Origin of the sequence: Paenibacillus sp. 203 (genome assembly GCF_037027525.1) — a bacterium.
In the GTDB taxonomy this organism is placed as follows: domain Bacteria; phylum Bacillota; class Bacilli; order Paenibacillales; family Paenibacillaceae; genus Paenibacillus; species Paenibacillus polymyxa_B.
The window spans coordinates 11394-26193 of the sequence record NZ_JAXCHD010000011.1 but is presented as its reverse complement, the minus strand read 5'-3'; the positions used below and the strand labels follow the sequence as shown (position 1 = coordinate 26193).

Annotated in this window: 2 protein-coding genes (1 of these 2 running past the window's edge); both read right to left on the bottom strand. The window is 46.6% G+C overall.

Annotated features, from left to right (window positions below; genetic code table 11):
* Window positions 1–3678, bottom strand: the 5' end (the start) of a protein-coding gene (locus WA407_RS21740; protein ID WP_336078347.1) for an SDR family NAD(P)-dependent oxidoreductase. The gene continues 16023 nt to the left of window position 1, outside the view; 3678 of the gene's 19701 nt are visible here — the first part of the coding sequence; it begins with the start codon at window positions 3676–3678; its stop codon lies off the left edge, out of view.
* Complete coding sequence (locus tag WA407_RS21735) at window positions 3662–14800, bottom strand: amino acid adenylation domain-containing protein (RefSeq protein WP_336078346.1); 11139 nt, start codon at window positions 14798–14800, stop codon at window positions 3662–3664. Before WA407_RS21735 ends, WA407_RS21740 begins: the two co-directional genes overlap by 17 nt.

Sequence of the window (14800 nt, the reverse complement as noted above, 5' to 3'; positions counted from 1 at the left end):
GAGTATGCTTTGGATGCTCTCAAAGGCCTGAATAGCATAGGCCTGGAACCGCTCATCAATCCGGCTCTTCCCGGATCGAAAGGCAAGTACCTGCACAGCTCCGTTCAAACTCGCTTCGAGTCGCTCGTGCAAAGCTTCGTCTGGCTCACAAAGCAAGACCATTCGCCGATCATAGGCAGGGACTTCGGCTTCCAGCGGTACATCCTGCTTTTTCCATGTAGGCTCAAATAGCAGTGTACGGCTACTCGTAACGTCAGGCGCTTCCGCAGCTCTGACCACCGTAAATTTTGGTTCACGCTCTGCCGCTCTGCCGCCTGTAATTTCGTCCTCACTCCTAGGCGCCCAATACTGCTCTTTTGCAAAAGGATAAGTTGGCAACGGAATCCTAGAGTACTGTTCATTTGAAAACAAGCACTCAAAGTCTAACGAATATCCCTGAACATACAGATCTGCAATCGTAGTCAAAAGCTCCAAATACTCGCGGGTATCGCTTGCGTTTTGACAATTGTAAATACATTCATCCCCGTATCTTTTCAAAGATGTTTGTATGCGTTGATCTTTTTCGTGCAGTTCAGAATGATAAACTTGAGAAGCACTGCCTTTTTCCAGCCACTTTTTAAGGGACATGACAAGCTCGCCTTGATTACGGGCAACACATGCAAGCCGATGATTACAGTGCTTTCTCCCAAGCAATAATGTATAGCTCATATTACCGCAATCCGCCTTAGGCTCCTGTTCACAATAAGCGAGCAGTTGCTCTACCTGCTGGCGTAATTGTTTTGAAGTCCGTGCCGACAACGGAATGAAATAACCTGGCTTTTCGGAATGTCTCCGTTCCGTCTGTGGAGCCTCTTCTATGACCATATGAGCATTCGTACCGCTGGCACCAAAGGAGCTGACCGCTGCACAGCGTCTGACTCCAGGCTCAACTTCCCAGTCCTGCAGATACGTATTGACATAAAAAGGACTATCCGCAAACTGAATGTTTGAATTGCCCGACCGGAAATGAAGTGTAGGAGGAATTTGCTTATTCTTTAATGACAATAACAGTTTGATCATTCCCGTAATTCCTGCCGCAATTTGCGTATGGCCAATATTCGTCTTAATGGACCCTATGGCGCAATATTCCTTCTTGTCGGTATACTTTCTAAAGGTTCGAGTCAGTGCCTGATATTCAATGGGATCTCCCAATTTGGTGCCAGTTCCATGGGCTTCCACCATCTGGATTTGCTCTGGGTGGATATGAAATGTATCGTATACATTTTGCTCGAGTCGCTCCTGAGATTTCTGGCTTGGCGCAGTAAGTCCATTCGTGGTACCGTCCTGGTTGATCGCTGAGCCTGAAATCACTCCATAGATGTGGTCTCCATCAGCAACAGCTTCATGAAGTCGCTTGAGCACAATCGCGCCAAGCGCTTCTCCCGGAACCATTCCATCTGCCCTATCATCAAAGGTATAGCAGCGTCCCGATCGAGACAGCATCCCTGCCCGGTCACCATATAAATAGCAGCGAGGAGTCGTATGAATATAGACACCACCAGCTAAAGCCATATCCGTTTCTCCGGTCCATAAGCTTTGGCAGGCCAGATGAACTGCAACTAACGAACTGGAACAAGCTGTATCTACAGCTATTGCTGGTCCGTGAAGATTCAAGTAGTAGGAGATTCTAGCGGGAATCACGGAACCCATATGACCCCAAAGCGCTTGTGGAGGCAGGTCTTCACCCAGCAATTGTTGGTAATCTCCCTCGGCACAGCCCACATACACTCCACAACGGCGACCCTCCATCCCTGTACCCGCATAGCCAGCATCCTCCAGAGCATGCCACGCTTCCTCTAGAAACAATCGCTGCTGCGGATCCATATAGGTCGCTTCCAGTCCTGAAATATTGAAAAAAAGCGGATCAAACTTATCAATATCCCCCAAAAAACTGCCGTGATTGCAGTAGCTTGCATGTTTTTCCTGGTATTTCGAAAGATCCCACCGGGTTACCTCTTCCACTAAATCGTCACCGTTCTTAAGGTGATTCCAAAGCTCATGTACATTATCTGATCCAGCAAACCGCCCGCTCATTCCAATAATCGCAATGGGCTCCCTTGGTGTTAAAGCTTTCTCTTTATCCGTCTTATTGGGTTTGTCCTCCTCAAAGGATATACTTGCCGTTTCAACGGGATGAAGAATATGATCCGTGTCTTTAGGTTTTTGGATGTCGCGACTTGCATCTTCCATGTTGTCTATTGGATTAGCGCTCTGGTCCAAGACTTGTGAAACTTTATCTCCATATTGGCTTAAAATGTATAGCGTCAGTTGTTTTACCGAACTGTAATCGAAGATGTCGGTAGTTTGCAAATGAATCCCCAGCCCCTGATTGACAGCCTGCACAAAGTTGACGCCAAGAATGGAGTCCAGCCCATAATCTGCGAATGACTCATGAATATCAATCATAGTAAAGTCCACATTCAAAGCCTCTACCAGCTTCCCTACGATAAGCTCCTTGACATACTCTTCAGCCATCTCGCTTGTTACATCAATATCTGATCGAATTCCTTCGTCACGCTGTTTCATTTGAGATTTGTCGTGTTCAGGCTCCTGTTTGTTCCGAATCATACCATCGCTTTCCGCCACAATAATTTGTTGACCTATATCATGCGCTTCCTGAGCAGGGAAGAAAACGGACCGGAAACCCTCCATTTCCAATACCTTTTGCCAACTTTCGGGATATAACCCGGGAGAGCCTGGAATGCGCAGCTCCGGGTCATTATAAAGCCACCATCCCTCTAAAAGGCCAAAGGATAGATGGTTTAACAGAGAGTTACCGCTGATTTCATTTATAAGAATCAGACCGTTTTCTCGCAGCGCCGCTTTGACATTGCGTAACGTTTGGCGAATGTTCCGTGTGGCGTGCAATACATTGGTGGCAATCGCAATATCATATCCACCTGTATCAATATCTTGTCCCTGAGCCGACTCTTCCACATTAAAAATCTGATAAGTCAGGTAAGGATTTTTCGGACCGTACTCTTTTTGTGCATGTAATAAAAATGCTCTGGATTTGTCGGTATAGCAATATTCTTGAATATGCTCCCGATAAGGTTCGAGCTTCTGGAAGACCAAAGCGCTAGTACCTCCAGTGCCTGCACCAATTTCAATGATTCGAATCGGTACCGACGGGTTATGCTTGATCCGCTCATTTAGATAGGAAACTACGATATCTCCCAGCACTTCATTAAAGTAATCCGCTGCAGGACTGTTCTTATATATACCTTCTACCAGTTTCATGGAGGAATTAGGAAAAATGATATCGGTGGCTGGTATCTTCCCGGTTAAAATTTCCGGCAGCTTGCGCAAGGTCGATCCTACCAAAAATACCCAGGCTGAGAGATCCGGATTTTTCAGCCATGCCCCTTTCTTCCATTCCCACTCCTTCCATACAGCCTGCAGATCGACCGAAGCAGTACCCGCTACGCTATATGACTCTCCATTGCAGTACAAATACTGATTCCGTACCAAAATCTCTATGCTTTCTTCAAGCCAACGATCGTATAAATTCAGTAAGCCGTTTTTTGTTTTAAAATCCGCGATCATAGCTTTCTTTTCCATTTGCGCATATGGACATAATCCCATCAAGCGCAAATGGCTCCATAACAGCCTGCATAAGATATCATTCATTTCCTTCATCTGTAAGCCTCCATTCCCGTTCAGTCCCTCGTGTCGCTCCATCCTGTTCCGAGTAAGCTTTGCTGTCGACTGTAGTCGAGGACATTGTCTCGTATGCAGCCGCTAGATAAGAAAGATCTGGCATCTTCTTTATTTTTACACTGGCAGAAATATGACTCTGGATGTTTTGGATATACGAAGGAATAGCTTCGAGATTTGAAGCATCGATGTCTTCCTTATTCATTTCCGAAACATTTGCCGTTTTGGCAAGTGCCTTTTGGGCAATGAACGAATCTGTTGGCTTTACAGCATCTGCAGATTCAATGGAAGCCGATTTAGTTTTAATATCCGTGATCCAGTACCGCTCTCTCGCAAAAGGATAGGCCGGCAGGCTGATTCGCCGCGGCTTGGCATCCCCATAAAGCAGGTTCCAATCCATTGCCAGTCCCTTGACCCAGAGATCAATAACCTTCGAATATTTCCTTTTCCCTATCCAGGCAGCAATCATTCTCTCCATGTCTTCATCTTCTACCAGCGCCGTCAGCGCCTCCTTATTCCGTTTGACCTGGCCCCGGTACAACTCAGGGATTCCATCTCGTCCTTCCAGGAATCCTTCCAGCTTGTCCACCAGTTCCTGCATGGACCCTGCAATCACTGCCAAGCGCTCTTCCATGGCTTCGCGTCCCACCTGCAGCGTGTAGGCCACATCGGCCAGACTGCTTTCGCTGAGCTGTCCTTCCCGCATAACGGCTAGCATTCTCTCGGCCTGTTTTTTCAGTCGTTCTTCATTTTTGGCCGACAATACGATGATCGCAGGCTTTTGAGCCGTAACGCTCATCGGCATCTTCTCTTCTGCAATGTACTCTTCGATGATGACATGTGCATTGGAGCCTCCCGCTCCAAACGATGAAATCCCGGCAATCCTCGGATATTCCCGCGTATCTCCATCGATCTCAACCACTGGCCGCTTCCATTCCCCCAGCTCCTGCTGGACGACGAACGGCGTCTGACCGAAATGGATGTTCGGATTCAATTCTTGGGCATGCAGGCTGGGAACCAGCGTCTGGTTTTTCATCTGCAAGATGATTTTCCCAACCCCGGCGATACCCGCTGCCGCCTCCAGATGTCCGATGTTGGACTTCACAGAGCCTATGGCGCAGAATCCCGTATCCGGCGTATCCTTCCTGAATGCCTGGGTTAGACCCGTCACTTCAATCGGGTCCCCCAGCTCCGTGCCTGTTCCGTGGGCTTCAATATAGCTGACCGTCCGCGCATGTACCCCCGCTCGCTCTAGGGCCGCCCGGATCAGTTCCCCTTGGGCTGTCGGGTTCGGCACCGTATAGCCGTTGGTCTTACCTCCATGGTTAATGCTTGTCCCCCGGATCATCGCATGGATAAGGTCCCCATCAGCGATCGCCTTGGACAGCGGCTTTAATAGGACGACTCCCGCGCCTTCTCCAGGGACAAACCCATTGCCTCCTTTGCCGAAGCTCTTGCACTGCCCGTCTGCTGACAGCATGTGGTTGGCGCAAAGCCCAACATAACTGAGCGGATGGAGATACAAATTTACTCCGCCTGCAATAGCCATTTCGCATTCTCCGCGGTACAGATGCTCACAGGCTTCATGAATCGCGGTCAACGAGGACGAACACATCGTATCGATCGGCATGCTTGGCCCTTGCAAATTAAAGAGGTACGAAATCCTATTCGCTACCGAACTAAAGGATATTTGGGGAAATATTTGCGCTCCCTTCTTCCATAATTCCGGCCCATAGAGTTCGTAGCCCGTCTTAGTAATTCCGGCAAATACGCCTACCCGGCGGTTATGCCGCACCGCAAGCTGTTCCCGGGTGTAGCCCGCGTCCTCCAGTGCTTCCCAGCAGGCTTCAATGAACAGCCTTTCCTGCGGGTCCATACCGAGTGCTTCCCGTGGCGAAATATTGAAAAACAGCGGATCGAATTCTGCAAATCCTTCGATAAAGCTCCCCCATTTGCTGTAGCTTTTTGCATTCACCACCGCTTCCTGTGGATCAGGATGGAAGAACCCTTCCAGCGTCCAACGCTCACGCGGGATTTCGGTGACACAGTCCTTCCCTGCTTTTAGATTTTCCCAATATTCGTTCATGTCACTGGACCAGGGATACTTTCCAGCCATTCCAATGATCGCTATCGGTTCACGCATTTCCGCAGGAGCAGACCCCGCCAAGCTTCGGACGGGCTTCGCTGCCGCCTTTGCCGCAGATGGCACGGCTTCTTCTTCGACATACAGCGTTGCCGCAACTGTTTCCTCCGCAGGCTGTATGTCATGGCTCATCCCGGCCCACTGCATACACTCCTGCGGGTATTCCGCCACAAAATATTCCGTCAAAGCACGCAAGGTTTGGTACTCATAAAACAGCGTCTGGGACAGTTCTCCAAAGAAGCCCGCCAGCTTGGAATTGAGCTGGGTAATCATGATCGAGTCGATTCCATAGGTTTCCAGCGGTTCATTGGTTTCAATGCTGCCGACGCTCAGCCGGGTCACCTCTCCAAACAGCACCTTGAGACAATGCAAGGTTTTGTCGTAGAGCAAGCCTGCATCCAGCATAGGTACGCTTGCTTGGTTAGGCACTGCCTGAATGGCACGGACACCGGCTTGTGAAACGGCTTTCGCCAGGTAGGCCTCAATATTCTCAGATTTCCCCTCCAAGACCATTACCTGCTCCTTGCCGGAGGCCAAGCTTTGGTACAACGCCCTCATTCCCGACCGAGTCTGCATGGCTGTAATGCCCATGTTTTGCGTCATGATCTGTTCCGAATCCGCATCGATCCGCATTCCGCCCTCTTTCCATAGCGGCCAGCGGATGGATAACGTCTGCCCCCGCCGTTGCTTGGCCCCTACCAGGGCATTCCGGTATTCGGCGTATGCGTCCATAAAGGCATTGGCGGTCGCATAATCAGCCTGTCCCGGATTGCCCAGGCTGCCCGATATGGAAGAAAAGAGCACGAAGAAGTCCAGGTCCTGACCGCTGCTCGCCTCATCCAGATGGGCTAGTCCGCTTACCTTCGGTCCCAGCACCTCTATAAATTCTTCCCTTGTTTTCTTGATGATGAAGTTATCTTGAATCACCCCTGCACAGTGGATAATCCCATGGACACGTCCATATTCCTGCTCGATGCTGTCCAGTAAATCGATAACCGTCTTCCTGTCGGTGATATCGCCTTGCCTGTACACCACGCTGGCCCCTGAAGCTTCCAGCTCCTGCAGCTTCGTCTGCTTGTCTCGGTCCAGCGGCGACCGCCCCGTCAAAATGAAGGTCGCTGCTTGCGTCTGCCGCGTAATCTCTTCTGCAACCAGCAGCCCCAGACTGCCGGAGCCGCCGGTGATCAGATAGACCCCACTATCTCTCCATGGAAGCTCCTCTTTTTGCCCAGATGTTACAAGCCTACTCCAGCAAGCGGTTTTCCGTTGACCTTCCTCATAGCGAATCCAGCCATCCATTGGGCTTCGACTGTTGTCCTCCAGCTTCGCCAGGATGCCTTCCGCCTGTTCTCCCTGTTCCACTTCAATCAGCTGCCCGATGAATTTTGGATTTTCCAGCCGGGCTGTCTTCAGCAGTCCCGAAAGCCCCGAAAAGAGCCGCCCTTCCCCAGAGTTCCGCACCACAATCTGGACCAGTACTCTTCCCTTCGGCTTGTCTTTGAGCATACTTTGGATGCTCTCAAAGGCCTGAACAGCATAGCCCTGGAACCGCTCATCGACCCGGCCTTTTCCGGATTGAAAGGCAAGCACCTGCGTAGCTCCATTCAAGCTCGCTTCGAGTTTCTCGTGCAAAACTTCTTCCGGCTCACAAAGTAAGACCATTCGCCGATCATAGGCAGGGATTTCGACTTCCAGCGGTATGTCCTGCTTCTTCCAGACAGGCTCAAATAGCAGTGTACAGCTACTCGTAACCGCTGGCGCTTTCGCTGTTTCTGTTCTTACTGCTCTGGCCTCAACCTCTGGAGCCCAACAACGCTCCTGTGCAAAAGGATACGTAGGTAGACTTATTCTTTTCGGTATGACATTGGAATATAGCAATCGCCAATCTATATAGAAGCCTTTAGCCCACAACTCTGCCAGCTTGTTCATTTCACGATTTGCAATCCATTTGCTCATTAATTCCTTGAAAACTTCTTCCTGTTCAAATAATTGCACTGAATCTTTTGACTGATTGTTTTCTCCCCTCCAGCAGTTCTCGATATGTGCTTGTTCATTCGTGAACGATTGGAGCTTTTGTACCAGCTCGCTCGTATTCTTTACGATAAAAGCTACCCGGTTTTTCATTGCCATTCGTCCTGTCTGAAGCGTAAAGGATACATCCGACAAATTAATGTCTTCAGAAGCTATCAAAAAATCTGAAAGCTCTTGTGCATACACTTTAAGCCGATGATGATGCCTTGCAGATAATGGAATTAGATAGATAGTATCTTCTTTCACAGAATGATCTTTAAATCGTTCTGATTCAGCATTGGCTACAAATTGTTCAAATATGGCATGAGCGTTAGTTCCACCTATTCCAAAGGAGCTTAACGCCGCCCGGTGAGGAGACGACGCCTTCTCCCATTTTTGGAGACGATCAACAACATAAAAGGGTGAATCGGGCAAATGGATATCAGAGTTTGGTTTTTCGTAATTAAGCGAAGGAGGAATCTCATTATGGTATAGGCTTAAAGCAACTTTAATGCACCCCGCCAAACCTGCTGCAGTATCCAGATGCCCGATATTGGTTTTGACCGATCCAATACCGCAAAATTGTTTTTTGGTCGTATACTGCCTGTACGTTTCATTTAAGGCAGCAAATTCAACAGGATCGCCCAATTTTGTTCCGGTTCCATGCGTCTCGATATAACTGATAGATTCGGGATGAATTCGGGTTGATTCTATCGTCTTCTGAATAACTTCAGCCTGACCTTTGACACTTGGGGCATAAAACCCTAATTTGTCGGTTCCATCGTTGTTCACACCTACTCCCCGTAAAAGCGCATAAATATGGTCACCGTCTCTAACGGCATCTGTCGCTTTCTTCAGTAGAACAACCCCGACCCCTTCTCCGCCAATCATCCCATCTGCCGACTCGTCAAAGGCTTTAATATGTCCATCACTGGAGAAATTCAAGCCGGGTTGATGCACATAGCCTAAACTGGTGAAAGGAAAGATCGTGGATGCTCCGACTAAAGCGTACTTGGCTTCACCGGATAGCAGGCTTTGCGAAGCCAGACGCAATCCGACTATTGAGGAAGAGCAGTTCGAGTGCACAAACAGACTCGGACCTTTAAATCCTAATTTATGAGAGATCATAGTAGGAATTGTCCCACCCTGTGCTAAGATCCAGGTTACATATTCATCCGCGTTCTTCAGGACATTAGGCGATTGCGATGCCAAATTGGGAATAAATGCTTGATAGAAGCTGCTGCTTGCCGACATAAACACACTGGTATCAGGAATTTCTTTGCTAATATAGCCAGCATCCTCAACGGCTTTCCATGAATGCTGCAACAGCAATTTCATTTGAGGATCCATAAACTCTGCATTTTTCTGTGATAAACTGAAAAACTCAGGGTCGAAATACTCTTTTCCTTCAATCGTGCATCGTCCGGGAACATAGCCTCGATTACCGACGATTTCTTTTTCCAGCCCTAATCCAACCAATTCTTCCTCGGAAAAGAAGCGAACACTCTCTACCCCTGCCCTCAAATTGCTCCAAAACTCGGCATGGTTTTTGGCCCCTGGAAAATGACATGAAATCCCTATAATTGCGAGACTATCCTCAAAATAATCTGGGTAGGGTGGCTTGAGATCATCTTCGCCTGAATCCATTTTCGGTAGGGATGTCTCAGCTGTATCTGTTTGTTCCGGTGTATGTGATTGTTCCGTTTGAGAATCAACATTCTCGCTTCTTGTTTCTGTAATATAGGCACTGAGTTCCTTAACTGTCGGATACTTGAACAATGCTGTCACCGAAATATCGCATTCCAACAATTCCTTGACCCTTCCGATCATCTCTGCTGCTGAAAAAGAATTCCCACCTACGTCAAAGAAAGCATCATCTGTACTTAGATCAGCAACATTCAGAAGTTTTTTCCATACCGTTAGAACTTGATGTTCAACATCCGATTGCGGTAAGTGAATCTTTCTTGTTGGTGCTAACTCGATCCTGCGATTCATTAATTCTTTTCGATCTATTTTCCCATTAGGGGTCAAAGGCAGCTTATCTAGCTCTATAAAAAATGCGGGTATCATATAATAGGGCAAGAAAGTTTTTAAATAGTTTCGAACTTCCTTCGGATCGAGAGGAGGCTTACCGGACTCGGAATTGTTCAGCAAACAGTAGGCAACAAGCTGCTTATTCCCCCCCTGTTCCTTGGCAATCACGATACAATCATCGATTCCTGGATATGTTCTGACCTGACCTTCAATTTCACTTAGCTCGATCCGAAACCCGCGAATTTTCACTTGATAATCCATCCGTCCCACATACTCAATAGAGCCGTCCGAAAGCCACCTGCATAAATCTCCAGTTCTGTAGAGCTTAGTTTCCGGATTGAATGGGTTGTCTATGAACTTTTCAGCCGTAAGCTCTGGCTGGTTCCAATAGCCTCTGGCCAATCCGCTGCCCGAAATAAAAAGCTCTCCCGGAAGACCGACAGGCACAGGTCTAAGATGTTTGTCCAAAATGTAAATCTGGGTGTTTGCGATAGGCTTACCGATCGAAATAGGCTTATCTGCGTCGATCTTTTGAACTGTAGACCAAATTGTGGTTTCAGTCGGACCGAACATATTCCATGCGTCACAGCTGTTATGAACAAAATAAGATTTCAACGTTTCCGAAAGGGCTTCCCCTCCGCAGAGAACTTTCATGTTCTCTTCGTTCTTCCAGCCGGCTTGAAAGAGCAGGGTCCAAGTCACAGGAGTGGCTTGCATGATTGTGGGTTTTATTCTTTGAATTTCCCGCTTAAGTCTTTCGGTATCCTTTATGTTTTTGGAGCTGCAAATATAGCATTGAGCCCCCTTAATCAAAGGCAGATATAATTCCAGTCCCGCTATATCAAAGCAATACGTTGTCACTGCAAGTAGTTTGTCCTGCTCTGTTAAACCGGGCTGCTCTCCCATAGAAATAAGAAAGTTGGTCAACGCTTTATGTGGAATCATGACCCCCTTGGGTTTCCCTGTACTTCCAGAGGTATATATCACATATGCCAAATGGTGAGGTTGCACTTCCCGTTTGATTGTCTTTCTACCCTTCACATCACTTTTCAGATGATCCCAGTCTTTATCAAGGACAATACAGCTAACGTTGTTCCCTTCCAAACGTGACACTTTCTCCAACAACCCTGATTGCGTAATGACCAGTGAAACATTGGAATCCTGAAGCATATACTCCAATCGATCCTCCGGATATTCCGGATCGAGCGGCACGTAGGCTCCACCGGCCATCAGGATTCCCAACAGCCCAATCACCATATCTAAAGAACGTTCCATGCAAATCCCCACAAGAGTATCAGGAGTTACCCCATGTTTCTGCAAATATAAGGCCAGCAAAGTGCTCTTTTCTTTTAGTTCCCCATAGGTAAGCGATTCCTTTTCATATACAACTGCAATAGCTTCAGGTGTTTTTCTTGCCTGTTTTGTGAATAATTCAGGAAAGCATTTATCAGGATAACTTGTTCCGGTAGCATTCCAGTCATTAAGGATGATGTCCTTTTCCTCTGGTAAAAGTAATGAATGCTCCTCCAAGGGCCAAGTGGGATTCTCCATAAGTGTTTCCGCTAATTCTATATAACGCTCTGCCATCTGTATGATGGTTGAGTGATCGAACAAATTGGAGCGATATTTGATATTTAATATCATTTCCTCTTCCTGCTCTTGCATTTCCAATACCAACTCGTATTCGCCTTCCTGGTGAATTTCTTCAACCAATTCGACGAAAAAGATATCTCTATATGGCTTGCAAATTTGCCGAAAGCTTGAAGTTGGAAGGAAGTTTTGATAAGAAAAGGCTGCTTGGAAAACAGGTGAGTTCGTCTGTATCCGCGGCACATTCAATTCTCGGACCAGAGCCGGAAAAGGATACGAGGCATGATCCATTCCATCGACTACTGTCAGCTGCAATTTTTTCATGAAATCCAGGAATGTCTCTGTTTCCGATATCTGACTCCGGATTGGAAGCATATTGACAAAATAGCCGATTAAATTGTCAAAACGCTGCTCCGGGCGCACCATAACTGGCATTCCAACAATGATATCTTCCTGTCCCGAATACTGGTTAAGCAATACCGTATACATACCTAACAAGACTGTAGATAAGCTCGTATATTGCGCTTGGGCAAAAGACTTTACCCGTTTGACCCATTTAAGTGGAAGCGGCTTGGAATATGTTTGTGCTTCCATGCTTTGAGCCGGAAAACCAGAGCGGTCATATGGCAGCTGCAGGGTCGGTAAAGCACCTGACAGCTGTTGTGTCCAGTAGGAACGATACTTCTCCCCTTCTGCACTCGCTAACATCGTTTGCTCCCATTTAACAAAATCGCCGTAGCTCGCTGCGGGTGGCAACACCGTCGATGTCTTTCCCTGTACCACGTTCTTATAGGCATTTAAAAAGCTTTGTATAAACAAGCCGAAAGAACTTCCATCAAAAATAATATGGTGGATGACAACCAGTATGAAATGTTCCTGTTCAGATCTGGCCATAACATAAATACGCATCAAAGGATCCTGTTCCAGCATGAATGGTTGCTTTGCTTCATTCCTAATAAATGGAATAATCTTATCTGCTTCCAAGGCTGAAATATCCTCCACTTGCACATGAAGCGGCTGCGCGGGTTGCAGCTTTTGATAAGGTATCCCATTTTCCTCTTCAATCACACTTTTTAAAATAGGATACTGTTCTAAAACGATGTGAAAAGCCCGTTTAATGCTTTCAATCTCAATCTTCGTATTAAACCGGAGGCATATTGGTATATTGTAAGCATTCATCTCAGGGGACATTTTATGTAATAGCCACAACCCTTTCTGAACTTCAGAAAGCGGATTCCTTCGGAAACTGAGCGAATTTTTCTCAGTATTGACCTGTACAGTGGATTTATCTTCTTCAACCTTTTGGGCTAAATATGCCGATAATAGTTGAATCGTCGGGTTCTCTAAAATTTCTCTTGCTTTAACCTTGATCGGATAGGACTTCTCAAGGCCGCGTATAAGCTTCATGATAAGAATAGAATCGATACCATAACCATGAAGATTTGTATTCAAATTCATTTCCTCGTGCTTGAGATTCAGTTCCCAACACAAAAATTGCACTATATATTCCTGAATCTTCGACTGAACCAACGAAATGGCATTTATGGTAGCGTGATGGTTTTCTGCAGCGGTTTCTTCCATATTCGAATGTGATGGTGAAAATCCACTCCGATATTGATAAAGTGCTTGAAGCTCTTGTTTGATATAAGCATTGCGGCAGATCTTTCTTTGGATTTTCCCACTTCCCGTTTTGGGTATACTTCCCTTAAGCAGCAAATAGATATCGTAAATTTCAAGTTGATGCGTATCGGATACGGCATTCAGTATGTTTTCGACCAACCGTTTATATTCCTGCTCTTGAAGGGGCGCTTCAATTTCCTGTACGACGATTACTTTTTCCTGACCATTGATTTCAGAGGAAAATACAGCAATGGGCAAGGTCAACTCTGGCATATTCTTTTGGATGGTCCATTCAATATCGACGGGATGATGATTTTTGCCGCGAATAATGATGACTTCCTTCTCTCTGCCGATGACATAGATATGATTGTCCGCAATGAAGCCAAGGTCCCCGGAACGAAAAAAGCCGCCTTCTTTTGTATCGGAAAGGGCTACCTCAAAAGTGCTATTCGTTTCTTCCTTCCTATTTAAATATCCCTCTGCCATCCGTACGGATTTAATCCAAATCTCGCCGACTTCCTCCGGAAAGCATTGTGTATGTCTTTCAGGATGAACAATTCGTATTTGCGTCGGATCTTCAATCTCCCCACAGCTCACTACGGACTTCGATTTGTTCTTCTCATCCGTGTATTGGACTCTTCGTTGCTCCAAGCTAGGGATATCTAAATTAAGGAATCTCATCGACTGACCTGGTTTTATACTGGCGACAGGGCACAGCTCCGATAAGCCAAGGAGGGGACAAAATATATCCTCTCGTAGCCCTAATGCCCGGAATTTATGGATGAAGTTCTCGTAAGTTTCCTTCCGAATGGGCTCACCTGCACATATAATCGCTTGGAGATGGCGAAGTGAATATTGCTTAATTGAAGCGATGTCCAGTGTGGAGCAGCAATAATCGAACGCAAAATTTGGCGCTGCCGTATGGGTAGCCTGATACTTGTCCATCATATGAATCCAATTTTCCGGATTTTTAGCGAAGCTTTCTGGCGGGAGAATAATGCTCGATGCCCCGTTTAAAAGCGGGACTAAAATATTGTTATGCAGTCCAAAAGCATGAAATTGCGGCGTCCAGGAAACAACACGACTATTCCGGTCAATTCTCCATTGCTCAGCCTTGGCCTGATTCATCAAGCAGCTGTGACTAAGGATTACACCTTTTGGTAAGGATGTTGAGCCCGATGTATACATCAAAAGAGCAGTATCCTGCGGCGCTGGCATTCTCATTTCTATGTCAACGTCAACGGCGTCTTCTTGAAAGATTTCATCAATATTCAGGATACGGATTGAATTAAACTCCTCCCGTGTTTGGAGAAATGCTTTGAAATCCGTATTAGTTATGATACATACGGCTTGGGAATCCTTATAAATAGGCATCATCTTCTCAAAGATTTTTTCATCCGGCTCCGATTCTGTAATAGGTGTAGGTATGGCCACGATATTTGCATAAAAACATGCCAGCATGCTGCTGATATATTCCAGGCCCTGAGGAAATACAAGAAATGCCCGTTCCTGCTCAGCCAGTTCTTTCAAAAGGATACTGCCCAAAGACTGTATTTGATGTAGAAGCGTATTTCCGGAAAGAATTTGAGGACTCTGGCCTTCTTTCTCAAACGTAAATAACTCTTTTTCAGGAAATTTCCGGCAAGTTTCAATAAAAGAAGCGATCGGAATATCAAGGTTCCATGTTTGGTCATGTTTTCGCATCAT